This is a genomic window from Anaerococcus nagyae (assembly GCF_040364225.1).
Taxonomy (GTDB): Bacteria; Bacillota; Clostridia; order Tissierellales; family Peptoniphilaceae; genus Anaerococcus; species Anaerococcus nagyae.
In genome coordinates this window covers 1,434,319-1,459,580 of record NZ_AP031484.1, presented here as the reverse complement: position 1 = coordinate 1,459,580, position 25,262 = coordinate 1,434,319, and the positions used below count along the sequence as shown (strand labels likewise).

Here is a 25,262-nt window from a genome sequence, read left to right as displayed (position 1 = left end):
GGAGTGATTTTCATATTAATCAAAATAATTATAAAATAGATGTAAACCCTTGCATAAAACTATTTTATTTGTTAATATTATATCTGTAACAAATTCATAGGAGGGGTGTATGAAAAAGAATAAAATCATACCTTTAATTTTATCCCTAGCAATGGGACTTTCAGCTTGCGGAGGTTCTAACAGTGGGACAGATGCAAAAACTACTGGAGAAGGAGTAGGCAAAGGACATAAAGGCGATATTACAGCCACAGTTGATTTTGATGGAGATAAGATTAAATCAATAGAAACAGTACATAGCGAGACAGAAGGACTCGGAGATCAAGCTATAGAAAAACTTACAGATGAAGTCGTAGCTAACAATTCAGTAAAAGTAGATACTGTATCAGGAGCTACTAATTCATCAGTAGGTTTCTTAGAAGCTGTAACAGCAGCAATAGCTGATTCTGGAAGAGATGTTAAGAACTTCCAAAATGAAGTAGCTGCAAAAGATACAAAAGAAAAAACAGATTCAACAAAAGATGTTGATGTAGTAGTTGTAGGTGGTGGTGGAGCTGGATTTGCAGCTGCAGTAACTGCCAAAGAAGACGGAGCAAATGTAGTATTACTTGAAAAAATGCCACAAGTTGGAGGCAATACATTAATCTCTGGTGGAGAAATGGCAGCTCCAGATAATGAGCTACAAAAAGAAGAAGGTATAGAGGATAGCAAAGAACAATTTGCTAAAGATGTTAAAGAAGCTGGAGGAGATCCAGAATTAATAGATGTATTAGCTGATCATGCGACAGAAGATGCTTATTGGTTAAGAGATGATATAGGAGTTCACTGGTTAGATAGTTTAATGTTCTTTGGTGGACACTCAGTAAAAAGATCATTAATTCCAGAAGCACACTCTGGTAATGAATTAATTAAGAATTATACTAAAAAATGTGATGAACTTGGTATAGATGTAATCACAGAAGCTGACGTAAAAGAAATTCTTACTAAAGATGATAAGGTAGTAGGAGTAAAAGCAGAAACTTCTGATGGAGAATTAACAGTAAATGCAAAATCAGTTGTACTTGCAACAGGTGGTTTTGGTGCAAATGATGATATGACTTACGAGTATGATCATGAAATAGATGAACATGTTAAGTCAACAAACGCTCCTGGAGCAACAGGTGATGGCATAAAGATGGCAGAAAAACTTAATGCAGACACTGTAGACATGGATCAAATTCAACTTTATCCTATCTGTGATGTAGATACAGGTAGAATTCTTTATACTGGAGATACAAGACTTGTAGGTGGAGCGCTTCTAGTAAACAAAGAAGGCGATAGATTTGTAGAAGAACTTGCAACACGTCGTGAAATTTCTTTAGCAATTAAAGATCAAACAGATCATGTTGGATACTTAATCTGGGATGAAAAATCAAATAAAGAAACAGGAACAATGGAATCTAATCCAGAAGAAGCCAAAGAAGAGTTTGACAAAGGAAATCTATACAAAGCAGATACAATAGAAGAACTTGCAGAACACTTTGATATAAACAAAGATGAATTATTAAAAACTGTAGAAACATTTAACGAAAACTCTAAAAAAGAAGAAGACCCAGACTTTAACTTAAGAATGCTAGGATGGACAATAGATGAAGGTCCTTACTATATGTTAAAAGCAGGTCCAGCAGTTCACCATACAATGGGCGGACTTAAGATCAATACAGATGCTGAAGTATTAGATAAAGATGGAAATTGGATAGAAGGTCTATATGCTGCTGGAGAAGTAACTGGTGGAATTCACGGTTCAAATAGATTAGGATCAGCAGCTATAGCAGATATAACAGTATTTGGTAGAATAGCTGGAGAAAACGCAGCAAACAATGCAAAGTAAAATTAAATAGTACAATAAAAAGTAGCTTAAGTGAACATTAAGGTGACCCCATAAAGTTGGACCTAATAGCAGAGCAAGCTTTAATACTAGCTCTGCTATTTCTTTGTTCTTTCCTACCCCTAGGGGTAGGAAACTTTTATGCTGCATTTCTCTTTCTAAATTCTATTGGACTTAAATAGTCTAATTTTTCTTTTATTCTTTCTTCGTTGTAATATCTTATGAAATCTTCAATTGTTTGTTTTAAGTGTTCATATGAGTAGAATTTATTTCCGTAGTATACTTCTTGTTTTAATATTCCAAAGAAATTTTCCATTGGTGAGTTGTCCAAGCAGTTTCCTTTTCTAGACATGGATTGGATTATGCCATTAGATTCTAGTTTTGATGTGTATTGTTTTATTTGGTATGCCCAGCCTTGATCTGAGTGAAATATTCTTTCTTCTTTGCTTTTGTTTGTTATTTTTATTGCTCTATCTAAGGCTTTTAGGATTGGTTCTAGTGTTGGTTGTTTTGATATTTCATAGCTTAATATTTCACTGTTGTACATATCTAAGTATGGATTTAGATAGAGTTTCTTTATTTGATAATTGCCTGATTTATCTTTTTCACAATACTTAAATTCTGTTGTATCTGTTGTTATTTGGGTGTATGGTTTTTCCACTTTAAAGTTTCTCTTTATTTTATTATCTGCAATTTTTCCAACAGTTCCCTTATATGATGAGTATTTTCTTGTTTTTCTAGAAAAGTTCTTTACTTGTATTTTTAGCTTCTGGACTAATCTTTGTACTTTCTTTTTATTTATGCTTAGTCCTAATCTTCTTAACATTGCTGTTATTCTTCTGTATCCATAGTTTGGATTTTCTTTTCTGATTTCTAGGATTTTTGCTTCAATTTCTTTATCTTTGCTTGGCTTGTCTAGTCTTTTTTGCCAATACATGTAGGTTGATTTTGGAAAGTTAAAGTAGCTAAGTAAATCTTTAAGTTTGTATTTATTTCTTAAGATCTCGATTGTTCGAGCAATTGTCTTATTTCTGCATCTGTCATCTGAGATAATTCTATCTTTTTTTTTATTGCATCATTTTCTAGTTGAAGCCAATAGTTGTTTTCTTCTAACTTCTTTATTTTTTCTTTTAGTTGTGCTTCATTTAATGAATTATCTTCTTCAGTGGTTAATTGTGCTGATAATTCTATATTTATATCTTTTGATTTATCTGGTATTTTTGCCATTTTTGAAGGTCTTCCTCTCTTCTTAGGTTTAAGTCCTTCAATTCCTTTTTTTCTATATTCATTGACCCATTGAGTGATTATCGATGGATTATTGATTTTAAGATTGTTTGCTAGGCTTTGATAGGACATTTCTCCTGTTAAGTACAAGTTTACTACATTTAGTTTAAATTCTAAAGAGTAATTATTATTTCTTCTTGATACTTTTAGCCCATCATAGCCTTGGGTCTTGTATGCACTGACCCACGTTTGAATAGCACGCTTATTAGGTATATTATATTTTTTTGCTAATTCTCTGTATCCTATTTTCCCTTCAAGATATTCTTTTACTAGTTTCATCTTAAATTCTGTGCTGTATTTTGCCATAAAAACCTGCTAACAAAAGTCAAGGAGAAAAGCAAATTAATTTTACTTTTCTCCTTGTTATTTCGAGTTTAAATTTGAGCACAACAAATAAGCCGGTTACATCGGCTTGTTCAACTATTGCATTCTTGATTCTAAGCTACTTTTAATACCTTCTTTTCTTGTTTTGATGCCATAACTTTTGCATAGTATATTCTTAAGAATTTATTTAATCCTGCAAATTTACAAATCTTCTTAGCCTTTCCATCTTTTTCTTTTTTTATCATATACAGATATATATCGTTTTCAGTATCTTTTGCGCTCATCATGCATTTCATAGCTTGATAACCTACTTTTCTTAGTATTGCATTGCCTCTTTTTGTTATTTTTCTCTGATCGGCTTTAAAATTCCCTGACTCATATGGTGGTGAATCTATTCCTACAAATGATATTAAACTTTTTTTGTTTTTAAATTTTGATAAGTCTCCAAATTCCGCTGTAATTTGCACTGCTAATTTATCTGATATTCCTGAGAATTTCTTTGCTTCTTGATATTCTTCTAAGGGCTCGGCAATTTCCATCATTTGTGATAAAATAGTGTGTAAAATTTGATTTATATGTTTTATCAATTCTATTCCTTCTTGTATGCTAGTCTTTATATATGAGCTATTAGAAGGTTGAGTTGAGATACTTTCCTCTGCGAGCTTGTATATGGATTTAGCTTTATCTGCATTAGGATGGTATCTCTTTTCTTTTGCCCAGTTTTTAAAATCTTCTATGAATTTTTCTTCTGGTTTTTCTAATACTAAATTTTTATGCCACCATATTTCTAAGAAATCCAATAGTTTATCTTTTGAAAAGTCTCCTGAAGCATGTGGAATTAATTTTTTTATTCCTGGAAATGTTTGGCTTATTGTTTGGTCTATGAAGTTCATTTGATTGATTCTTAGGTCCATATAGTGCTGATAGGATCTGTTTAATTTTTTTAGGACTCTGAAATTTTCTGAATCCACTTTATATTCTTGTAATTCCTTCCAGTACATTAAGCCATATTCTGCTATTTGTATGGCATCTATATTATCATTTTTTGCTTTTCTAAAGTTAAGTACTCGACAAAACTGTTTCATTTTCAAAGGGTTTACTACACTTACAAAGTATCCTTTATCTTTTAATTCATAGAGGATTGGAAGATGGTATTTCCCTGTTGCTTCCATGACTATTTTGACTTCTTCATTTAATGAATTTAGTTTTTTAAAAAATTCTTCTACTTTCGTTTTGTTAAGATGAACATCAAAAGGCTTCCGAACGATTTTGCTACCTTGTTCTAATGCACAGGCTGTAAACTTTTCTTTTGCTATGTCTATCCCTATAGATATCATATTATGACCTTCTTTCCTTTAATTTATAGTTCCTACCTGCACCATTACACTCATTTTAGCTCGTGACACGGACGTTTTGCCCAACCTGCTTAACCGAATTTGAATAATGAAGAGGTAGTTGACAGTTTTTATGACGGATATTTTAACCCTAAAACTGACTCGTCATACTACTTCTTAATTATACAAAAATAGTGCAAGATAGAAATAATTTCTTTCTTACACTATTTATGGTACTAAAAACTGACCTCCTTAAGTTGGTTTTTTAGTCCAACTTTTTGGGGTCAGTACAACATTCACTTAAGCTACTTTTTTATATTATAATTTTTTATTAGATAACATAGATAATTAATATTACTGTTTTAATATAGTTGATAGTCTTATTTTATTATCTTTTATCTAAACTTATATTGTAAGTATATATAAATTACTTTATATATTGATTATTTAGTTTTCCTCAAACACAATATTATCCTCTTCAAGTTTAGCAATTCTTGCTAGAGAATAGACCTCTACCCCCATATCTTCTACTATGGAACGACCGTTTGAGAAAGACTTTTCTATAACTATTCCACAACCTACTGGATTAGCTCCTGCTTGTCTTATTATAGCTATCATTCCTTTTGCGGCTTGACCATTTGCTAGGAAATCATCTATCATTAGGACATTTTCTCCTTCTTTGATAAATTCCTTATTAACTATTAGCTCATTCATAACTTGCTTAGTAAATGAGAATACTGAGGAATGGTAGACATCTTCACTTGTTGTAAGAGATTGTTTTTTACGACCAAATACACATTTAACGCCAAGATTTTTAGCTGTAGCTAAGGCTGGTGCAATGCCAGATGATTCTACTGTAAATACTTTATCTATATTTTGATCTTTAAAATGTTCAGCAAATTCCTCACCCATCTTAGAAATTAGCTCAACATCTATTTGTTGGTTTAAAAATGAGTCTACTTTTAATATATCTTCGCCAAGGACTATACCTTCATCAAGGATTTTTTGTTCTAATTCTTTCATTATAAATAACTCCTTATGTAATTTCTATTAATTATTATACTTATTATAAGGATATTATCATAAATAGTCAAAGTCAAGATAAAATTTTTCTTATAAATTGGGTAATAATAATATATGAATAGTTTAGAATTTAGTAAAGATTTAATAGAATTTATTGATGAGAGTCCTCTTAACTATTTTGCAGTTAAAAATGCAAGTGATATTTTGGAGGAGAATGGATTTAAGAAACTTTTGGAAAATGAAAGATGGGAGCTAGAAGATAATGGTAAGTACTATATTACTCGCAATGATTCAGCCCTTATTGCTTTTACAGTAGGAAATGATTTAACAAAAGGTTTTGATATTATAGGAAGTCATACAGATAGTCCGACTTTTAAGATTAAATCAAATCCTGAAATTAATGATAATGGATATCTAAAATTTAACATAGAGCCATATGGAGGAATGATTTATTATACATGGCTTGATAGAACCTTATCACTTGCAGGAAAAGTTTCCTACAAAAATGCGGATAAGATAGAAAGTAAGCTAGTAAAGATTGACAAAGACTTATTAACTATACCAAGTGCGGCTATTCATATGAATAGGGAAGTAAATAAAGGGTTTGAGTTTAATCCACAAAATCACTTATATCCTATTGTAAAAACTATAGAAGATAATTTTGATGTAGGATATATACAAGAATTATTAGCAGAAGAATTAAGTATAGAAAGTTCTGCTATACTTGACTATGATTTAGCTCTTTATGATAGACAAAAAGGAGCTATTATAAATAACATGTATCAAGTTGGTAGAATAGATAATCTAGGGTCAGTTCATGCATCTTTAAGAGCTATCTGTGATAGCGAAAATACAAAAAATAATGTATTAATATTAAATGATAATGAGGAAATAGGATCTAGGACAAGTGCAGGTGCATTTTCACCATTTTTAAAAGATACACTTAAAAGATTAGCGGTCAATAGGGATCTTGATGAAGAAGATTTTTATATAGCTTTAGCTAATAGCTATCTTATTTCAGCAGATCAAGCCCATGCCATACATCCAAACTTTAAAGAGTATCACGATCCAACTAATCCTATAAGTATGAATGGTGGACTAGTAATAAAAACTGCTGCTAATGGCGCTTATTCATCAAGTATCAATTCCAATGCAAGATTAATAGATTTAGCAAATTCTATTGGATGCAAGGTTCAAAAGTTCCATAATAGAAATGATAAACAAGGTGGATCTACTATAGGCCCGATAGCTTCTACAGGATTAGGAATTACATCAATAGATGTGGGAGAACCAATTCTTGCTATGCACTCTATAAGAGAGTTAGGAGGCATAGAAGACCACTTGGAAGCGTATAAGATTTATAAAGCTTTTTATGAAACAAACTTTTAGGAGAGATTATGGCTATAATGGAAATTTGTCTAATACCAATAGGCACAAAAGAAACATCAGTTAGTAAATATGTAGCAAGTGCTAGCAAAATACTTGATAAAGAAGGGATAAAACATGAGCTTAATCCAATGGGAACTGTTATACAAGCAGATCCTGATAAGTGCTTTGAAATAGCAAGAAAAATGCAAGAAGAAGTGTTTGATGCTGGTTCTGATAGAGTTTATACTGTTATAAAGATGGATGATAGACGTGATAAAGATCATGATATGGATTACAAGGTAAAATCCGTAAAAAGTAAATTATAGAATATAAAAAATCGCACTAAGCCTTAAACGTTATGTTTAAAGTTTAGTGCTTTTTAGTTATATAAATACAGGAACTATATATCTTAATAAGAATATTATTGCAAGACCGTAAACAAGAGGGCTTACTTCTTTGCCACGTCCTGTTAGGAGTTTGATCCCTGCGTATGAAATCATACCAAATGAAATACCTTCTGCTATAGAATAAGTAGCTGGCATCATTAATATTGTCATAAATGCTGGGAAAGATTCTGTTATATCAGTAAAGTTTATTTCTACAACAGTTGAAAGCATGAATAATCCTACTACTACAAGTGCTGCTGCTGTTGCTTGAGCTGGAATTATTGAAAATAATGGGAAAAAGAACGCTGCTATTCCAAAACAAATTGCTGTTGATAATGCAGTAAGTCCAGTGCGTCCTCCTTCAGCAACTCCTGCTGATGATTCAACAAATGTTGTTATTGTTGAGGTGCCAAGTAGTGATCCAATAGTAGTACCTATAGCATCTGCTAAAAGTGCCTTGGATCCATCTTCTAGATTACCATTTTCATCAAGCATATTAGCTTTTGTTGCGACTCCTGTAAGTGTTCCTAATGTATCAAAAATATCCACAAACAAAAATGAGAATAAAACCGAGAACATTTCAAATGAAAATATATTTGAAAAGTCTAACTTAAATGCTACTGGTGATATAGATGGTGGCAAAGAAACTATTGCGTTGCCATCAGGTAATTTAGAAACACCTAATATAAGTGAAATAACTGTGGAAGCTAGTATTCCCCATAATAAGGCTCCTTTAACTTTTCTAGCAGTTAATACTACCATAATTATTAGAGCTATAAAGAATACAAAACCTTCTTTACTTGCTATGTTGCCAAGTTTAAGAGATATATCCCCAACTTCTACAATACTAGCATTGATAAGACCAATAAGAGCTATAAATAAGCCAATTGCTACAGAAACCGCCTTTTTTAGATTGATTGGTATAGCATTAAATAATGCTTCACGCACTCCTGTAAATGATAGAATAATAAAAATAAGACCTTCTAAAAAAACAGCAGTAAGTGCAAACTGCCAGCTCATACCCATTTGCATTACAACTGTATAGGTGAAGAATGCATTAAGGCCCATACCCGCTGATAAACCAAAAGGCATGTTTGCATAAAAAGCCATTATGAGCATAGCTACTATGGAAGCTATGATAGTAGAAGTGAATACAGCTCCATTATCCATACCTGCATCTGCCAATATAGTTGGATTTACAGCAAGTATATAGCTCATTGTCATAAATGTAGTGATACCAGCCATGATTTCTGTACGGGTATCTGTACCATGCTCACGCAGCTTAAAAGTTTTCTCATTAAACGACTCGAATGCCATGTAATCCTCCTTAAAATTAAAATGATACAGAGCTATTATACATCATTTTTGTTAATTGTCTTTATTTTTTTAGCTCACTAAACTATAATATCTTTAGGAGGATGTATGAGTCAGGTAAATGTTATACAATTAATTTTAATAATAGTAGGGATAATGCTATCGGCATTTTTTTCCTCATCAGAGACAGCTCTTACGAGTTTAAATGTATTTAAGATAAGGCAGATGGAAAAAAATGGAGTTGAAAATGCTTCTTTAGTGAAGAAGCTAGTTGATGATATAGGATCAGTGTTAACTACTATTCTTATAGGAAATAACATAGTGAATATAGTTACAACAACAATAGCCACAATATTTTTCACTGATGTTTTTGGATCAAAGGGAGCAGTTATTTCTCCAATTATCCTTACAATAGTTGTTCTTATTTTTGGTGAGATTACACCTAAAAATATAGCTACTTCAAATAGTGAGAAGCTAGCTCTCTCAGTAGCAAAACCGATAAGGGTTGTCGATATAATATTTAAACCATTAAGTTTTCTTTTAGGAAATATTACAAATTTTATATCAAGTATATTTGTAGGAGAAGAGGAAGATAATAATCTTGTAACTGAAGAGGACCTAAAAACTATTGTAGATGTTTCTGAAGAGCAAGGAGTTATCAATAACGAAGAAAGTGAAATGATTAATAATGTTTTTGAGTTTGGGAACTCTGATGTTTCAGATATCATGACTCCAAGAACAAATATGGAAGCTATAAGTATAGATGTGGATAGTAAAGAGTTAAACGAACTTTTATCTAATACAAACCACTCTAGGATACCAGTTTACGGCAAAAATATTGATAATATATTGGGTATACTCCATATGAAAGACATAGTTTCTGCTACAGTTCAGGGTAAAGACCTGGACTTAAAAGATCTAATAAGGCCAGCTTATTATGTTTATGATAATATGCACATATTTGATCTTTTTACAAATATGAGAAGTGAAAATGCATCACTTGCTGTAGTTATTGATGAGTATGGTGGTACAAGTGGACTAGTGGCTATAGAGGATATAGTAGAGGAACTTGTAGGTGAGATAGATGATGAATATGATATAGATGATAAAGATATTTTTAAATTAACTGAAAATTCATACCTGGTCAAAGCATCCCTACATCTTAGTGACTTTAATGATTATTTTAATGTAGAATTAGAGGAGATTAAAAACGATTCCATAGGAGGTTTTGTAATTGATCATCTATCTCGAATTCCAGAAGCAGGAGATAGCATAGAAGTCAATAAAATGCTTATAACTGTAGATGAAGTAGATAGATATAAGATAGAAATGTTAAAAGTAGAGTTTTTATGAGGAGATTTGAGTGAAAGATACAGTTTATATAACAGGCCACAAAAATCCTGACACAGATTCAATTGTAGCAGCTATTACATACGCTAATCTTAAAAATAGACAAGGTGATGTAAACGCCATTCCAGTTAGGCTTGGGAAATTAAATCCAGAAACTAAGTTCGTGTTAGATTACTTTGGGGTAAAAGCACCCAGTGTTAAAGAATCCATGATACTTCAGGTAAGGGATATTAACTATGATAAGGCCTATGCTATAGATCCATCTATACCCGTAAGAACAGCTTGGGATATATTTCAAGAAGGGGTAACCCACTCTTTATCAGTTGTAAATAGTGAAGGAAAAATTATAGGGATCGCTTCACTTTCAAATATAACCAAAGCTTACATGGATGTTTGGGATGACAGAATTATAGGCAGATCTGAAACTCCAATAGAAAATATAATTGATGTTTTATCTGCCAAGGTTTATAATTTACCAGAAAATCCTAGAAAGTATGACGGCAAGATTACAGTTATGGCTATGAATGATGGAAGTGATGAATTTGATGGTTACTTTAGTGAAGGTGATATAGTAGTTTTAGGTAATAGAACAGATTATTTAGAATATCTAATAACTCGCAAGGTTTCGTTAATAATTTTAACAAATGGATCAAGAATTGAGGATGAGCTGATTACTTATGCAAAGGAAAATAATGTAACAATCCTATCTACAGAATATAATACATTTATGACATCTAGATTGCTTCCAATGACTATTCCAGTTAGCTCAGTTATGTCAACAGAAGATTTAGTATATTTTTCAACTACTGATACTATAGATTCTGTAAGAGAGACTATGTCAAAATCAAGATTTAGATCATATCCTGTAGTAGATGAAAATAAAAAATTAGTAGGATCAATATCCAGATATCACTTGATATCTTCCGGGATGAAAAAACTTATTCTAGTAGATCATAATGAAAAGAATCAATCAATTGATGATATAGACCAAGCAGAAATTGTAGAGATTATAGACCATCATAGGGTAGCAAATATATCAACAACTTCCCCATTATTTTTTAGGGCAGAGCCTGTAGGGTCAACAGCTACAATTATTTCAGAAATGTATCTAGAAAGTGGTTTACGTCCAAGTAAAGAAATAGCAGGTTTATTATGTGCTGCAATAATATCAGATACTCTTTTATTTAGATCTCCAACTACTACAGATGTAGATAGAAGAGTATTAGACAGGATGAGTAAGATTGCGGATCTAGATGTTGAGGAATTTGCCAATAAAATGTTTAAGGCAGGTACATCCTTAAAAGAAAAATCTTCGTTAGATATAGTAGAAGGGGATGTAAAGACCTTTACCATAGGAGAGGAAGTCATAAGAGTAGGTCAAGTTATGACAATGAATCCAGAAGAACTTGAGCCATTAAGAGAAGAAATAACACAGTTGATGCAAGAAAAAATTAACAAAAAAGGCGAAACTACTTTCGTGCTTGTATTAACAGATATATTTAATGAAACTAGTGAGTTACTTGTAGTTGGTGATCATTTGGAAGATATAGAAGAAGAATTTGGAAATAAGGTAAAGAATGGAACTATCTCAGCTCCAGGAGTATTAAGTCGTAAAAAACAAGTTATGCCCAGACTTACAAATGCTTTTTTAAAAACTAACAATTAGTAAAGGTTCTAGTTTATGCTAGTCAGACTGTTGACAAAATATAAAATTTACCCATTTCGACCGGAGCGAAGCGTAGCGGAGAAATCTCATGAAATCCCTCCATGTATTTGTCATAATTATTTAGCCTAAATGGGATATAGTTTAAATTAAATTATTAGTAAATTATAAAGTCTACTTTTTTTACGTACTAAGATGAGTAAACTAAACTTCCTATCTCAGATAATTTAGAAAATATAAAATTTACCCATTTCGAACGGAGCGAAGCATAGTGGAGAAATCTCATGAAATCCCTCCATGTATTTGTCACGATTATTTAGCCTAGCTAGGATATAGCTTAAATAAAACCTTAGTAAATTATGAAATACATTTTGTCTAAGTTTTATTTAGTTTATACTAGATCTTTTATAAATCTTATAAATAATCTTAAAGATGGGTAAAAATTTTATAGGAGAGTTTTTATGGAAATATTGGATTTATATGACAGAGAGAGAATAAGAACAGATAAAACATATGAAAGGGGAACAGCCCAACCAAAGGGATTTTATAGATTAGTTGTCCATGTATGTATTTTTAATAGTAGGGGTAAGTTACTTATCCAACAAAGAACCTATAACAAAAAGATGCCAGGTTTATGGGATGTCACCTGCGGTGGGGCTGTATCAACTGGTGAAACATCTTCAGTTGCTGCTAGTCGTGAATTATTCGAAGAGCTTGGTGTAGCAATAAATTTTAAAGATATAAGACCAAGTTTAACTGTCAATTTTGCCCATGGATTCGATGATTTTTATATACTTCATAAAGATATAGACACAGATAATTTAGTCTTGCAAGAAGAAGAGGTAAAAGATGCTAGGTGGGAGAGTCTAGAGGGGATATTAAAACTTAGGAGAGAAGGTAAATTTGTAGCCTATAAAGAGTCCTTTATTAAATTTTTATTTGAATTGAGTAAGGATAATAGATATGTTGAAATTTGAATTATAATACTTTACTAGTAGCAAATATAAAAATGACAATTTAACTATAATTTCCTTATAAATTTGAAATGAATAATTTGATTTTTGACTCTTATTATATACATATTAATAGAAATTTAAGTACAAAAAGAGCTCGAAGCCTAGGCTTCGAGCTTATTTATTAAGTTCTCCAAGTAGATATTCAGGATCCATTCCATGAACCATACATGCTTCTTCTAATGTTTCATATAATGAAGATGGACAAGCTATGCATCCCATACCTGCCATAAGGAGAGTATTTATTGCTTCTGGTTTAGCTTGGATAATTTCACCGATTAGCATATCAGTTGTAATCTCAACATCACCAGTTGTTTTTTTTGTATCTGTTGATTTTTCCATTGTCTATCGTACCCCCTCTTTATACTTTAATGGTACTATTAAATTTTAATAATAGCAAGCTAATCAGTAGGAATTAGACTTCTATCATTTATAAGTATAATAATACTAAAAGGAGGATTGGTCAATATGGAAAGTAATAAAATTGAGCAAAAAAAAGATTTATTAGATGAAATTTTAAAGCTGAGAGAAGATTTAAAAGAAAAAAATGATATGATAAATGACTTAGGATCTAGTATTTCTTTTATACATTTATTTATAGTTCCTTTAATAGTTGCTACAATTGTAACATTTATAACTATGAAGCTTTCATTATTTACTTCTAATCAAAGTGCAGGATGTTTTATAATTACTTTTATTATATGCTTGGCGTTTTCAACCTTTCTAAATAAGAATAGACTCAATAAAAGAAAAAAAGAGCTTGTTGAACAAAGATTAGCACTTCAAAAACAACTTGTTGCTAAGGGAAAAGAATTAAGAGAGCTTGAAAAAACAATTGCAAATTAAGAGACTCTTAGTATAATATTAGCAGTCGTACTATTAGAGTGCTAAGGAGGAAAAATGAAACAAGAATTCAAAGCTGAAGCAAAAAAAGTAATGGATTTGATGATCAATTCTATTTATACAAACAAAGAAATATTCCTAAGAGAATTGATTTCAAATTCATCTGATGCTTTAGATAAATTATATTATAAAGACTTAAAGTCAGACAATGAAACCAACAAAGATGATTATTATATTGAGCTTATACCTAATAAAGACGAAAGAAGTTTAACGATTGTAGATACTGGTATTGGTATGAATGAGTCAGATTTAATCGAAAACTTAGGAACTATTGCTAAATCTGGTACAGAAAACTTTAAAAATTCTGTAGAAAATTCTGATATTAAGGATCTTATAGGTCAATTTGGTGTTGGATTTTATTCAGCTTTCATGGTGGCAGATAAGGTAGAAGTAAGAACAAAAAAATATGGAGAAGATACTGCCTATTTATGGCAAAGTAAAAATGCTGATGGTTTTGAAATTACAGAAATAGAAAAAAAAGATCAAGGTACTGAAATCAAGTTATTTTTAAAAGAAAATACAGAAGATGAAAACTATGATGGTTATCTAGACCAATATAGAATCGAAAATTTAGTAAATAAATATTCAAACTACATCAGATACCCAATTAAAATGGAAGTTACAAAATCACGTCTTGCAGAAGATTCTACAGAAGATGATCCGAAATATGAGGAGTATAAAGAGCTAGATGTTCTTAATTCAGATACGCCAATATGGAAAAAGAATAAAAACGACTTATCTGATGAAGATTATATTAATTTCTACCAAGATCAACACTTTGGATTTGATGAACCTCTTTCTTGGCTACACTTTAATGTAGAAGGAGCTGTAGAGTTTAGAGCTATAATCTATATACCTAAAAAAGCTCCTTTTGATTATTATTCAAAAGATTATCAAAAGGGCTTACAATTATACACACATGGTGTAAAGATTATGGATAGAAGCGAAGACTTACTAGAAGATGCCTACTCTTTTGCAAAAGGTGTTGTAGAATCCGATGATTTGACCTTAAATATATCAAGAGAAACTCTTCAACAAGATAGACAATTAAGAGTGATATCAAAACAAATCAACAAAAGAATCAATTCTCATTTACTAAATATTAAAGAAAAAGAGCCAGAAAAATATGAAGAATTTTTCAATGAATTTGGTAATAATATAAAAATGGCTATTTATGAATCTTATGGAGCAAATAAAGAAGAATTGCAAGACCTTCTACTATTTAAGACAAGAAAAGAAGATAAGATGATTTCATTAAGAGACTATAAAGAAAATATGAAATCAACTGATGAGGATATTCTTTATGCAACTGGAGATTCTATAGAAAAAATTAAAAGCTCACCAGCACTTAATATGGTAGATAAAGATCGTGATGTAATTTTACTTGATCAACCGATTGATGAATTTTTAATAAGAATGCTTGATGAATATGAAGGTCTTAAATTTAAGTCAATATCAGAAGAAGATGAAGCTAGCGAAGAAAACTCTGATAGTAAAGATCTAGTAGAAAAATTATTAGAAAGTCTACCAGATGACGTAGTAGACATCAAATTTACAGATAAGCTAGAAGATATTCCATCAATGATTAAACAAAGAGGAGAGATTTCTATAGAAATGGAAAAAGCTCTCAAAAATCAACCTAACGCGCCAGAAATAAAAGCAGAAAAGATCCTAGAGATTAATAAAAATTCTAAAGCCTATGAGCTATTAAATAATGCAAAAGATGATGATAAAAAATCTGAAATTGCAAGTATACTATTAGATCAAGCAAAACTTATAGAAGGATTAGATATTAAAGATCCTGTAACTTATACTAAAAATATTTGGAAATTAATCTAAGGAAGAATTATGGAATATACAAGAAAGAATGTTTGGTTAAACATTGATGAGAATAAGAAAAATGAATTAGAAGAAATATCCAAAGACTATATAGATTTTTTAAATGTTTCAAAAACAGAAAGACTTGCCACAAAAGAGATTATAAGACGTGCTGAGAAAGCTGGCTTTAAATCACTTGATGAGAAAATTAAAAGTGGAAGTCTTGATGCTGGAGATAAGGTTTATGCAGTAAATAAAAATAAAGCGGTAGTTTTATTTGTAATTGGCAGTGAAGATTTAGAAAAAGGTATGTCGATAGTTGGAGCTCATACAGATGCTCCAAGACTTGATATTAAGCCAGTTCCACTAGCAGAAGATTCGTCTATAGCTTATTTTAAAACACATTACTATGGCGGTGTTAAAAAATATCAATGGACAACAATACCTCTTGCACTTCATGGCGTAATATTTACTAAGCAAGGAGATAAGGTAGAAGTTTCTATTGGCGAAAATGAAGATGAACCAGTATTTACAATATCAGAACTTTTAATCCACCTATCAAGAAAGCAAATGGATAAATCAGCTAGAGAAGTTATAGAAGGTGAACAATTAAAGGTCATTGTAGGATCTATACCACTAGCAGACGAAGAAGACAATCCAGTTAAGAAAAATATTCTAAAAATTCTTAATGAAAAGTATGGTATTGTCGAAGAAGATTTTATAACAGCTGAATTTGAGGTAGTACCTGCTATTAAGGCTAGGAATGCAGGGCTTGATAATTCTATGATTATAGCTCATGGCCAAGATGATAGAGTTTGTACTTATTCAGCTTTAAGTGCAATCTTTAATATAGAAAATCCAAGCAAGACAGCAGTAGCTTTATTTGTTGACAAAGAAGAAATAGGGTCCTATGGAGCTACAGCTATGACAAGCCAATTCTTTGAAAATACAGTCCTAGAATTATTAAATATTGAAGGTAAAGCAAATTTAATCAGCTTAAAAAGAAGCTTGCAAAACTCTAAGGTATTATCAGCGGATGTAACTTCAGCATATGATCCAAACTTTAAAGATGTATCAGAAATAGATAACTCAGCACAATTTGGATGCGGTGTTGCTCTAACAAAATACACAGGTAGTGGTGGTAAAGGTGGGTCAAATGATGCCAATGCCGAATATTTACAAGAGCTTAGAACTGCTTTTGATAAGGAAGAAGTGATTTATCAAACTGGTGAACTTGGAGCTGTTGATGCAGGCGGTGGTGGGACTATTGCTTTTATACTCGCAGAATATGGTATGGACGTTGTCGATTGTGGTACACCTGTAATAAGTATGCACGCCCCAACTGAGCTAGTAAGTAAGGCCGATCTTTATGAGACTGTAAGAGCTTATAGAGCATTTTACAAAAATATTTGACATACAATTTACTAAAAAGTATAATAAACGACTATCTTGACATTTTTACTAATTTGCTGTATAATGCTTATTAGTATTTAATGAGAGGATGATTGAATGGAAGAAAGGTCAGTAAATGACATCAGACAGGAAGTCCAAAGAAATATCGGTAAAGAAGTAATTTTGAAAGCTGACATGGGAAGAAAGAGGATTAAAACTAGAACAGGTGTCATTGTAGATGCTTTTCCAAGTGTCTTTACTGTAAGGGTGAACAACGATTTCGATGTTGAAAGAACAGTATCATATTCTTACTCGGATATATTAACATCGACTGTAGAGCTATTATCGGCAGAATAAATTAAAAAAGAACTGTTGCAATTTGCAGCAGTTCTTTTTAGTTCTAAATACTAATTTGTATTAGAATCTTTTAAATAATTCTCATCGCTAGTATTATTTTCTTCTGATTCTTCTTTTTCACTATCTATATTAGATTTATCTTTATCTATTTCAATTATGGTAGTCTTAGTTTCAGTAGGATGGATATCTTCTTCTTTTTTTTCGCATCCGACTAAGGCTAGAGTAATGAAAATAAAAGTTATTATTTTTTTCATATTCCTTTCCTTATATTTTTAAATCTACCCATTTACCCTTTTTAAATCTATATCTTAGACCTAGGAGTCTACTAGTTTGATCTGATAAAATTCCTATCCAAATACCGTCAAGTCCTAGATTTAATATATTTACAGTTAGAACTGTTACTAAGGATCTTATTATAGTTACTGAAACTATAGCAACAGCTAACGTGAATTTTACATCACCAGCTGCCCTTAAAGATCCGCCATGTATTGCCTGCAAGATTTGCATTAATACTATAATACCTAAGTATTTTATGATGATTGAACTTCTATCAACTAATTCTTTGCTAGAAAAGAATAAGGAGAATATTCCTTTTCCAAATGCAAAGAATATTATAGAAATTATAATACTTAAAATAAGTCCAATTTGCTGACATACCCTACCATAGGCTATGGCTTCATCTTTTTTACCAGCTCCTAGGCTATTACCGGTTAAAGTAATAACAGCGACACTCATACCATCTCCAAAGGAGAAAGAAAGTGATAATAAATTCATACCTACATTGTGAAGGGCAAAATTATCTGTACCAAGTTTTGCAGCCGTTATTGCTGTTATGAAAAATCCTATTCTCATAGACATTATTTCTATAAAAATATTTGTTCCTAATTTTGAAATTTCTTTACTTATAGTTTTATCGATTTTCATAGGAACTTTTTTCATTTCTTTTATACTAATGTAGCTCTTACGTTTTTTCAAGGAATGAATACACATGATAGTTTCAACGAAAGTACCAAGCACTGTAGCTATAGCAGCACCCTTAGTTCCTAGGGCAGGAAATCCTAAGTTTCCTTGAATCAATAAATAGTTAAATATAATATTTACTATAGAGGCGACAAGATTTGTTACAAATGCTATTTGAGTATTTCCAGCGCCTCTGTGAGCTGAATTTATAGACCAAGCTACGGCATTAAATACAGTTCCAAGCATTATTATAACGAAATATTCTTTTGCCATAACATGAGTTTCATCTGAGCTACCTGCAAATCTTAATATAGGGTCTGCAAAAACAACCATTATAACAGTGGTTATCACAACAAATATCAAGGAGATAAGTATAGCAGTGACAAGAGTTTGATTAGCTTTTTTTCTATTTCCCTCTCCCTGTCGCCTAGCAACAAGTGCTGATACGGCACTTGTTATTGCAAAAAATACTGTAAGCGCTAAAAATTTTGGTTGGGTAGTAAGACCTATAGCTGCAACTGCAGAAGGCCCTAAACCACTAATCATAAAGGTATCTATAAGCCCTGCTAATGCTATAAAAAATGATTCAAAAACTGCTGGCCAAGCAAGTATTAAAGCTCTTTTATAGTATTTTTTATCAAGCAAATTTTCCTCCTTAATCTAGCATAGATAAGTAACTTTCTATCATTATTTCATTAGAATCTGGAATAAGTTTCTTTTGAATTTTCAAAATTTCACTCATTTTATCTACTGCCAAATCTATTGCTTTATTAAAAGAATTATTTTCTAAATAATATATAATAAAAAGTGCATCCATCAGATCACCCGTTCCAGCATAATTTAAATCTAACTTTTCAAAGTAAGATTTATGTAAATCTTTATCAACTCCTAGAGTATAGTATCCACTTTTATCATACACACTAGTTATAATATATTTTTTATTATCTTTAATTAAATTTTTATGTTTATCTAAAGATAAAAGGTTGGCTTCAGTAAAGTTTGGCATAATAATATCTGTGTATGGCAGTATTTCTTTATAAATTTCTATTTTCTCTTCTCCTACGCCTTTATACAAAGAACCATCATCGCCCATTATAGGATCTAGAATTACTAGTGGATTATTAGTTCTAGTTTCTAGATAATCAATTATTAAATTTTTTTGAATATTATTTTCTATATAACCAATGAATATCAAGTCAAACTTAAAAGCTAATTCATCCCATACTTTAAAGCAATCCATGATATAAGAACTTGCATCAAGGATTGCTACCTTTCCAGCAGAAAAATCATTTGAAATTAAAGCTGTAGGCAAAAAAAATGTTTGATGGCCTTTATATGTTAAGACAGGTTCCATCATATTACCTGCCATTTTGCCCTTAGAGACAAAATCATTTATAACTAGAATATTACTCATCATTTACTCCTTCGATACTATATATAATATTGAATAAAGTTTTTTTGTCAATTAACTAAAAGTATAAAATTTGCTATAATATTAATATGGATAAGGAATATGCACGTATTATAGAAAAAGTTAATAACAATAAATATGTAAAGAAAACCAAAAAATCATTAGCTTCTATGTTGTTTTCTAGATTAGGAGCGTTTATAATCCTAATACTTTTACAAATTGGTATTTTGATATATCTTTATAAATATATAGATCTAGAACCTAGTTTGCTTATTGGAGGAGATACTGCTCTAGGACTTATTATAATGTTAATAATACTAAATGTAAGTTCTATAAGCCCATCTTACAAGTTATCCTGGTTTATTCTTATATCTATATTTCCTGTGTTTGGAACAGGAGTATTTTTATTAGCACACTTGAGTGTTGGCTATAAGAAAGAACAAAGGAGAGTATTGGATATAGAAAAAACTTCTAGAAAATATCATACTAAGGATGTAACTTTGCTTGAAGAGCTTAAAGAAGAGGACAAAAGCTTATATAATAGACTAAATTATTTTTATGACCTGGGTGGATTTGTGGTTCATAGAAACACTTCTACTAAGTACTATCCAGTTGGCGAGGATATATTTGCAGATATATTAGAATCTATAAAAAACGCCAAAGAATTCATATTTATAGAAATTTTCATTATAGATTATGGATATATGTGGGGAACAGTTTTAGAAGAATTAGTTAAAAAAGTAGAAGAGGGTGTAGAGGTAAGGCTCCTTATAGATGGTACAAATTTATTGACTAGAGTTAAGAAAGATTTTCCCGAAGAGATGGAATCTTTAGGCATAGATTGTAGAGTATTTTCTCCAATGATTCCAATTTTATCTACCTACTATAATAATAGAGACCACAGGAAAATATTTATTATTGATAACGAATATGCATTTACAGGAGGTATCAATCTTGCTGATGAGTATATAAATGTCTTTGAGAGATTTGGGCACTGGAAAGATTGTGGCATTCGTCTTAAAGGACAAGCTACAGAAACTTTTACTATAATGTTTTTACAAATGTGGAATTCTATAAGAGATGAAGTAGAAGACTTTGGAAAGTACTTACCAATTAAAGCTGACCTTGATGGCAAGGGACTTGCTATGCCATTTTCTGATAGTCCTATGGATTTAGAAGACTATGGTAAAAATTCTATTATTTCGATGCTTAATAATGCAACTGATTATGTATATATAATGACTCCTTATTTTATAGTGGAAGATGAAATCATTAATGCCTTTATAAATGCTTCTAAGAGGGGAGTAGATGTAAGAGTTTGCCTACCACATATACCAGATAAAAAGGTTGCTTTTGCTTTGGCGAAAACTCACTATAAAATATTAATCGAAACAGGTATAAAGATTTTTGAATATACTCCAGGATTTTCCCATTCTAAGACTTGGCTATCAGATGATAGCTATGGATTTGTAGGGACTATAAATTTAGACTATAGAGCTTTATATCTTAACTTTGAATGTGGGGTGTGGATGAAAGATACCACAGCACTAGTGGAAATGAAAAATGATTTTGATGTATTTTTTAATATAGCAACTCCAGTAACTATGGAAGATGTTAGAAATATGCCTATAGTTACCAAAGCTGTTGGAGCTTTAGCTAAGCCGTTTGCAACTTTATTTTAAATTTGAGCACAAATGTGCTCTTTTTTATTTGAAAAAATGTAAACTAGTGCTATAATGTAATCATGGTGTATGGCGAAGCACGTAACACTATGCAGGAGGTACACAGTGTTTAAATTAAATCCTAATTCTGAAACTCCACTTTATATGCAAATTGTAGAACAGACAAAGCTAGCTATAGCTAAGGGTCTTTTTAGAAATGGAGATAGATTTCCATCGGTTAGAGAGCTATCTCGTGAACTTTTGGTAAATCAGGCAACTGTTTCAAAAGCATTTAAAGAGTTGGATAGACAAGGAATTATAGAAACTAAACCAGGTATTGGTACATTTATATCTTTTGATGATAATAAGATCAGCAAAAGGATAGATAAGATGATGGAGAAACTAGAAGATGATTTCCTAGAGGCACGATATTTAGGCATAAGTCTTGATGAAATAATAACACTTTATAAAAAGTCAGGTGATTTAGATGATAGTAGAAGCAATAAACATAAATAAATCTTTTTCTAATAGTAAGGTACTAGATAATGTAAGTCTAGAGTTAAAAGAAGGAAATATTACAGGTCTAGTGGGTCGTAATGGATCTGGGAAGACTACTTTACTTAAAATATTAGCTGGTATTTATAATGCTGATAGTGGCAAATTTAAAATAGCAGGCAATTCATTAAATGTAAATCCTAAAACTATAGAGCATATAGCTTATTTACCGGATAGATTTGATTATTTTAACTATGATAAAATAAAAGAAATTCCAGATTATTATAAGATTATTTACCCAAAATTTGATTATAAGTTTTTTATTGACGAGATCAAAAAAAATAATTTAGATACAAATCAGACTATAAGAAATCTTTCTAAAGGAGAAAAGAACTTATTAGGTCTTATAACAGTTATTGCAACAAATGCAGAGGTAATACTTACCGATGAGATACTAGACGGAATGGATGTTCTAAATAAAAGACATATTATAGAATATTTATTAGATGCTAGAGATAAGGGATGTGCTGTATTTTCATCAAGTCACGAACTAAGTGAGCTATCCGGTATTTGTGATAGTATTTATTATTTATCAAAAGAAGGAAAATTATCTGTGACAAACGAAGAAGGGTCAAGAGATATCAAAAAAATTCAAATTGTTGTAAAGGATGAATTACCAAGTGATATTAAAGATAAGTCTGTAATCATTTCTCACATAGGAAGAGTCTATACAATTCTAGCTGACATAGATGATGAAAGCTTAACTAGCTTATTAAATAAGGATCAAGTTATTCAATACGATAGTTTAGATATAAGATTAGAAGATTATTTCTATTTAGAGGAAGGCGGACATAATGACTGATATAAAAAAATTATTTAAAATTATCTGGAAAAGATTTTCTATATGGATTATCCTATTAGCCTTACTAACTGTTTTACTTAATAGTATTAACGCAAGTAGCCAGATAGAATCTAAGGAAGAATACTTTAGTAAGTCTGTAGAAACTATGGCTAAAAAAGTAGGTGTTTGTGCACCATCAGCTGATAAACAATTGAATAAAGCTTATATGGATAAGGCCGAAGAAATATCTAAGAAATATACAAGTAAATATAAACTTAAATACACTAAATATTCAGAAACTGAATCATATTATGATTTTGAAGATTCAAATGCAAATAATGATTATGGTAATGATTTTGAATTACTTGAGCCAATACAAAATTATATAGATACAGTGGATTTTATATCGAATGATGGAATTAAAGATTATTATATGAATAATTTGCTTGCTCCTATAATATTTTTTGTGCTAGGACTGGCTTTTTTAATAACTTCTTTAGAGCAATCATTACCATATTATGAATTTACAAGCATGTTCCCATGGAAAAAGCAAGATGAAGTATGGATGAAATCTTTAATAGCATTTTTATTTGGACTTGCAGTCTTATTAATTAATTTATTAATAAGTACTATGATATTAAAAAGCTCAGCATTCTCATCTATAGTGGATATTACCAATATTTTAAGTCCAATATTTAAGCTGGTACTTTTAACGTTTGGGGCAAGCATTTTGTCAGTATCTACAGGAATGATAGCAGGTAATTTTTTAGGACATATAGGTTTAGGAATTATAACCGTTGGTGGTATAGATTTAATAGTACAAAACATAAGATCTATAATATCTATATTTTCACCAGATAATATGTATAGCTTCGATACTTCTTATAGTAGATTTAGGGATAGTTTACCAGAGTTTTTTAAACCTTTTATAACTTTAATAAATTTTCAATTTGAATATATTTATATAGTTGGCTTTTTAGTAATGGCATTACTTATTGCTATATTATCATATATAGTAAATCAAAAGATAAGTGCAGAAAAGTCTGGATATATGATTATTTCTAAACCCATAGAAAAATATACAAAAATACTTGCTAGTTTTAGCTTTGCTGCACTTTTTTATGTGATATTATCAGGTACTTTAATGAACAATGATATTGTCATTATAAACTTAATCATATATGCTCTTGGTCTATTGATTGGAACAAAACTATTTGATATCCTATTTAAGATAAGACTTAAATTTTAATAGGGAGGATTTATGGCTAAAGACCGATTGACTTGGGATGAATATTTTATGAAACTTGCTGTAACAGTTTCACAAAGAGGTACATGTGATAGGGCCTATGTGGGATGTGTTATTGTAAATGATGATAATAGAATCGTTACAACTGGGTATAATGGTTCTATAAAAGGCAATCCTCATTGTGATGAAATAGGTCATACTATGCGTGATGGCCATTGCATAGCTACAATTCATGCAGAGATGAATGCACTGTTATATTGTGCAAAGGAAGGTATTTCTGTAAAAGGCTGTATTTGCTATGTAACTCATTTTCCGTGCTTAAACTGTACAAAAAGCTTGATTCAAGCTGGAATTAGTAAGATTTATTACAAAGAGGCTTATAGAGTAGATGAATATGCCCTAGAACTTTTAAAACGCAATAATATAGAGTATAAGCAAATTGTATTAGAAGAGGAAATTTAAGCCTAAGAGGAAGATTTATGAAATATAGTGAAGACAATAAGCAATATCATATAGATGTGAGTGAAGAGGATATAGGTAAATATGTAATACTTCCAGGAGATCCTAAAAGGTGTGAGAAGATAGCGGCATATTTTGATGATGCAAAGCTTGTAGGAGATAATAGGGAGTATGTGACATATACTGGAAATCTTGAGGGTGTAAAAGTTTCTGTGACTTCAACAGGAATTGGTGGTCCATCAGCTGCAATAGCCATGGAGGAACTTACAAAAATAGGTGCTCATACATTTATTAGGATAGGAACATGTGGTGGCATGCAAGAAAATATAAAAAGTGGGGAAGTTGTTATAGCTAATGCAGCTATAAGAGCAGAAGGAACTAGTCGTGAGTACGCTCCTATAGAATTTCCAGCGGTAAGCAATTTCGAAGTAACAAGTGCTTTAAAAAGTGCATCAAATAAATTAAATCTTAAGAGCCATATAGGTGTAGTTCAATGCAAGGATTCATTCTATGGTCAACATGAAGCAGAAAGGATGCCTGTTTCATATGAACTAGAAAATAGATGGAATGCTTGGCTAAAGCTTGGAACGTTGGCTAGTGAAATGGAATCTGCAGCTATATTTACAATAGCCAATTATCTAAATGTAAGATGTGGCTCATGCTTTTTAGTAGTGGCTAATCAAGAAAGAGAAAAGAAAGGACTTGAAAATCCTGTAGTTCACGATACAGAGATGGCTATTAAAGTAGCTGTGGAAGCTCTTAGAGAATTGATTGAAAAAGATAAATAAGAAGTAAA

At 31.0% G+C, this 25,262-nt stretch carries 25 protein-coding genes; 16 read left to right on the top strand and 9 right to left on the bottom strand.

All coding sequences use genetic code 11. The annotated features are described in order from the left end of the window. Window positions 1–109 precede the first annotated feature (109 nt). Entirely contained in the window at window positions 110–1,867 is a 1,758-nt protein-coding gene (locus ABXG81_RS07100; RefSeq protein WP_117522012.1) for a flavocytochrome c, read from the top strand. Window positions 1,868–2,003: 136 nt separating this feature from the next. Here the strand turns inward: ABXG81_RS07100 and ABXG81_RS07095 are convergent, their stop codons facing one another. The 4 genes from ABXG81_RS07095 to ABXG81_RS07080 all read right to left on the bottom strand — a co-directional run bounded on the left by ABXG81_RS07095 (window position 2,004) and on the right by ABXG81_RS07080 (window position 5,829). Beyond that, the gene (locus ABXG81_RS07095) at window positions 2,004–2,867 is read right to left on the bottom strand and encodes an IS3 family transposase (RefSeq protein WP_245949677.1); all 864 of its coding nucleotides are present in this window, start codon (window positions 2,865–2,867) and stop codon (window positions 2,004–2,006) included. Further along, window positions 2,861–3,454 (bottom strand): transposase, encoded by a 594-nt coding sequence (locus ABXG81_RS07090; RefSeq protein WP_316116691.1) that lies wholly within the window; start codon window positions 3,452–3,454, stop codon window positions 2,861–2,863. Before ABXG81_RS07090 ends, ABXG81_RS07095 begins: the two co-directional genes overlap by 7 nt. A gap of 131 nt (window positions 3,455–3,585) precedes the next feature. Continuing rightward, on the bottom strand, window positions 3,586–4,809 hold the full coding sequence (locus tag ABXG81_RS07085) for an IS110 family transposase (RefSeq protein ID WP_353528648.1): 1,224 nt from the start codon (window positions 4,807–4,809) through the stop codon (window positions 3,586–3,588). A 444-nt stretch (window positions 4,810–5,253) separates the two neighbouring features. Next, on the bottom strand, window positions 5,254–5,829 hold the full coding sequence (locus ABXG81_RS07080) for a xanthine phosphoribosyltransferase (protein WP_117522016.1): 576 nt from the start codon (window positions 5,827–5,829) through the stop codon (window positions 5,254–5,256). A 114-nt stretch (window positions 5,830–5,943) separates the two neighbouring features. Here ABXG81_RS07080 and ABXG81_RS07075 point away from each other — a divergent pair, with 114 nt between their 5' ends. Both ABXG81_RS07075 and ABXG81_RS07070 read left to right on the top strand, forming a co-directional pair. Then, a complete protein-coding gene (locus ABXG81_RS07075; RefSeq protein WP_288223189.1) occupies window positions 5,944–7,218 on the top strand; it encodes a M18 family aminopeptidase in 1,275 nt (424 codons plus the stop codon). Between the two features lie 8 nt (window positions 7,219–7,226). Beyond that, window positions 7,227–7,523, top strand: a complete 297-nt coding sequence (locus ABXG81_RS07070) for an MTH1187 family thiamine-binding protein (protein ID WP_117522018.1) — start codon at window positions 7,227–7,229, stop codon at window positions 7,521–7,523. A gap of 57 nt (window positions 7,524–7,580) precedes the next feature. Here ABXG81_RS07070 and ABXG81_RS07065 read toward each other — a convergent pair whose 3' ends face one another. Continuing rightward, window positions 7,581–8,900 carry an NCS2 family permease gene (locus ABXG81_RS07065; RefSeq protein WP_117522019.1) on the bottom strand — a complete coding sequence of 440 codons (1,320 nt, stop codon included), beginning with the start codon at window positions 8,898–8,900 and terminating at the stop codon, window positions 7,581–7,583. Between the two features lie 105 nt (window positions 8,901–9,005). Between ABXG81_RS07065 and ABXG81_RS07060 the strand changes: the two genes are divergently transcribed. The 3 genes from ABXG81_RS07060 (at window position 9,006) to ABXG81_RS07050 (ending at window position 12,887) form a co-directional block, all read left to right on the top strand. Beyond that, a complete protein-coding gene (locus ABXG81_RS07060; RefSeq protein WP_209814693.1) occupies window positions 9,006–10,250 on the top strand; it encodes a hemolysin family protein in 1,245 nt (414 codons plus the stop codon). A 10-nt stretch (window positions 10,251–10,260) separates the two neighbouring features. Then, entirely contained in the window at window positions 10,261–11,913 is a 1,653-nt protein-coding gene (locus tag ABXG81_RS07055) for a putative manganese-dependent inorganic diphosphatase (RefSeq protein WP_316116165.1), read from the top strand. A gap of 458 nt (window positions 11,914–12,371) precedes the next feature. Continuing rightward, a complete protein-coding gene (locus ABXG81_RS07050) occupies window positions 12,372–12,887 on the top strand; it encodes an NUDIX domain-containing protein (RefSeq protein ID WP_288223188.1) in 516 nt (171 codons plus the stop codon). Between the two features lie 153 nt (window positions 12,888–13,040). On the opposite strand, the gene ABXG81_RS07045 is transcribed toward ABXG81_RS07050, so the two are convergent. Continuing rightward, on the bottom strand, window positions 13,041–13,265 hold the full coding sequence (locus ABXG81_RS07045; RefSeq protein ID WP_117522023.1) for a DUF1858 domain-containing protein: 225 nt from the start codon (window positions 13,263–13,265) through the stop codon (window positions 13,041–13,043). 126 nt (window positions 13,266–13,391) lie between these two features. On the opposite strand from ABXG81_RS07045, the gene ABXG81_RS07040 reads away from it, so the two are divergent. The 4 genes from ABXG81_RS07040 (at window position 13,392) to ABXG81_RS07025 (ending at window position 17,393) form a co-directional block, all read left to right on the top strand. After that, the gene (locus ABXG81_RS07040) at window positions 13,392–13,769 is read left to right on the top strand and encodes a hypothetical protein (RefSeq protein ID WP_117522024.1); all 378 of its coding nucleotides are present in this window, start codon (window positions 13,392–13,394) and stop codon (window positions 13,767–13,769) included. 54 nt (window positions 13,770–13,823) lie between these two features. Next, on the top strand, window positions 13,824–15,665 hold the full coding sequence (htpG, locus tag ABXG81_RS07035; RefSeq protein WP_353528644.1) for a molecular chaperone HtpG: 1,842 nt from the start codon (window positions 13,824–13,826) through the stop codon (window positions 15,663–15,665). A 9-nt stretch (window positions 15,666–15,674) separates the two neighbouring features. Continuing rightward, entirely contained in the window at window positions 15,675–17,057 is a 1,383-nt protein-coding gene (locus tag ABXG81_RS07030) for an aminopeptidase (RefSeq protein WP_353528642.1), read from the top strand. A gap of 96 nt (window positions 17,058–17,153) precedes the next feature. Continuing rightward, a complete protein-coding gene (locus ABXG81_RS07025) occupies window positions 17,154–17,393 on the top strand; it encodes a Veg family protein (RefSeq protein WP_117522027.1) in 240 nt (79 codons plus the stop codon). A 50-nt stretch (window positions 17,394–17,443) separates the two neighbouring features. Here the strand turns inward: ABXG81_RS07025 and ABXG81_RS07020 are convergent, their stop codons facing one another. Genes ABXG81_RS07020 through ABXG81_RS07010 form a run of 3 tightly spaced genes read right to left on the bottom strand, consistent with a single transcriptional unit; the run spans window position 17,444 to window position 19,767 of the window. Then, window positions 17,444–17,647, bottom strand: coding sequence for a membrane lipoprotein lipid attachment site-containing protein (locus tag ABXG81_RS07020; protein ID WP_117522028.1), 204 nt, complete (start codon window positions 17,645–17,647; stop codon window positions 17,444–17,446). A gap of 10 nt (window positions 17,648–17,657) precedes the next feature. Then, window positions 17,658–18,998 (bottom strand): MATE family efflux transporter, encoded by a 1,341-nt coding sequence (locus tag ABXG81_RS07015; protein ID WP_209814688.1) that lies wholly within the window; start codon window positions 18,996–18,998, stop codon window positions 17,658–17,660. A gap of 10 nt (window positions 18,999–19,008) precedes the next feature. Continuing rightward, a complete protein-coding gene (locus ABXG81_RS07010; protein WP_209814686.1) occupies window positions 19,009–19,767 on the bottom strand; it encodes a bifunctional hydroxymethylpyrimidine kinase/phosphomethylpyrimidine kinase in 759 nt (252 codons plus the stop codon). Window positions 19,768–19,853: 86 nt separating this feature from the next. Here ABXG81_RS07010 and ABXG81_RS07005 point away from each other — a divergent pair, with 86 nt between their 5' ends. From ABXG81_RS07005 to udp, 6 genes are all read left to right on the top strand, one after another. Further along, on the top strand, window positions 19,854–21,446 hold the full coding sequence (locus ABXG81_RS07005) for a phospholipase D-like domain-containing protein (RefSeq protein ID WP_353528640.1): 1,593 nt from the start codon (window positions 19,854–19,856) through the stop codon (window positions 21,444–21,446). 105 nt (window positions 21,447–21,551) lie between these two features. After that, window positions 21,552–21,941: a GntR family transcriptional regulator gene (locus ABXG81_RS07000; protein WP_117522032.1), complete on the top strand. Its 390-nt coding sequence runs from the start codon at window positions 21,552–21,554 to the stop codon at window positions 21,939–21,941. After that, entirely contained in the window at window positions 21,913–22,782 is an 870-nt protein-coding gene (locus ABXG81_RS06995) for an ABC transporter ATP-binding protein (protein ID WP_117522033.1), read from the top strand. Before ABXG81_RS07000 ends, ABXG81_RS06995 begins: the two co-directional genes overlap by 29 nt. Next, window positions 22,775–24,010 (top strand): hypothetical protein, encoded by a 1,236-nt coding sequence (locus tag ABXG81_RS06990; RefSeq protein ID WP_353528638.1) that lies wholly within the window; start codon window positions 22,775–22,777, stop codon window positions 24,008–24,010. The genes ABXG81_RS06995 and ABXG81_RS06990 overlap by 8 nt, the downstream gene beginning before the upstream one ends. Window positions 24,011–24,022: 12 nt before the next feature. Further along, window positions 24,023–24,469 (top strand): deaminase, encoded by a 447-nt coding sequence (locus ABXG81_RS06985; RefSeq protein WP_117522035.1) that lies wholly within the window; start codon window positions 24,023–24,025, stop codon window positions 24,467–24,469. A gap of 17 nt (window positions 24,470–24,486) precedes the next feature. Continuing rightward, window positions 24,487–25,254: a uridine phosphorylase gene (gene udp / locus ABXG81_RS06980; protein WP_209814676.1), complete on the top strand. Its 768-nt coding sequence runs from the start codon at window positions 24,487–24,489 to the stop codon at window positions 25,252–25,254. Window positions 25,255–25,262: the final 8 nt, after the last annotated feature.

Coding starts and splice junctions, on each gene's coding strand:
- ABXG81_RS07100 (WP_117522012.1), top strand. CDS start 110: ATGAAAAAGAATAAAATCATACCTTTAATTTTATCCCTAGCAATGGGA.
- ABXG81_RS07090 (WP_316116691.1), bottom strand. CDS start 3,454: ATGGCAAAATACAGCACAGAATTTAAGATGAAACTAGTAAAAGAATAT.
- ABXG81_RS07085 (WP_353528648.1), bottom strand. CDS start 4,809: ATGATATCTATAGGGATAGACATAGCAAAAGAAAAGTTTACAGCCTGT.
- ABXG81_RS07080 (WP_117522016.1), bottom strand. CDS start 5,829: ATGAAAGAATTAGAACAAAAAATCCTTGATGAAGGTATAGTCCTTGGC.
- ABXG81_RS07075 (WP_288223189.1), top strand. CDS start 5,944: ATGAATAGTTTAGAATTTAGTAAAGATTTAATAGAATTTATTGATGAG.
- ABXG81_RS07070 (WP_117522018.1), top strand. CDS start 7,227: ATGGCTATAATGGAAATTTGTCTAATACCAATAGGCACAAAAGAAACA.
- ABXG81_RS07065 (WP_117522019.1), bottom strand. CDS start 8,900: ATGGCATTCGAGTCGTTTAATGAGAAAACTTTTAAGCTGCGTGAGCAT.
- ABXG81_RS07060 (WP_209814693.1), top strand. CDS start 9,006: ATGAGTCAGGTAAATGTTATACAATTAATTTTAATAATAGTAGGGATA.
- ABXG81_RS07050 (WP_288223188.1), top strand. CDS start 12,372: ATGGAAATATTGGATTTATATGACAGAGAGAGAATAAGAACAGATAAA.
- ABXG81_RS07045 (WP_117522023.1), bottom strand. CDS start 13,265: ATGGAAAAATCAACAGATACAAAAAAAACAACTGGTGATGTTGAGATT.
- ABXG81_RS07040 (WP_117522024.1), top strand. CDS start 13,392: ATGGAAAGTAATAAAATTGAGCAAAAAAAAGATTTATTAGATGAAATT.
- htpG (WP_353528644.1), top strand. CDS start 13,824: ATGAAACAAGAATTCAAAGCTGAAGCAAAAAAAGTAATGGATTTGATG.
- ABXG81_RS07030 (WP_353528642.1), top strand. CDS start 15,675: ATGGAATATACAAGAAAGAATGTTTGGTTAAACATTGATGAGAATAAG.
- ABXG81_RS07025 (WP_117522027.1), top strand. CDS start 17,154: ATGGAAGAAAGGTCAGTAAATGACATCAGACAGGAAGTCCAAAGAAAT.
- ABXG81_RS07020 (WP_117522028.1), bottom strand. CDS start 17,647: ATGAAAAAAATAATAACTTTTATTTTCATTACTCTAGCCTTAGTCGGA.
- ABXG81_RS07010 (WP_209814686.1), bottom strand. CDS start 19,767: ATGAGTAATATTCTAGTTATAAATGATTTTGTCTCTAAGGGCAAAATG.
- ABXG81_RS07005 (WP_353528640.1), top strand. CDS start 19,854: ATGGATAAGGAATATGCACGTATTATAGAAAAAGTTAATAACAATAAA.
- ABXG81_RS06995 (WP_117522033.1), top strand. CDS start 21,913: ATGATAGTAGAAGCAATAAACATAAATAAATCTTTTTCTAATAGTAAG.
- ABXG81_RS06990 (WP_353528638.1), top strand. CDS start 22,775: ATGACTGATATAAAAAAATTATTTAAAATTATCTGGAAAAGATTTTCT.
- ABXG81_RS06985 (WP_117522035.1), top strand. CDS start 24,023: ATGGCTAAAGACCGATTGACTTGGGATGAATATTTTATGAAACTTGCT.
- udp (WP_209814676.1), top strand. CDS start 24,487: ATGAAATATAGTGAAGACAATAAGCAATATCATATAGATGTGAGTGAA.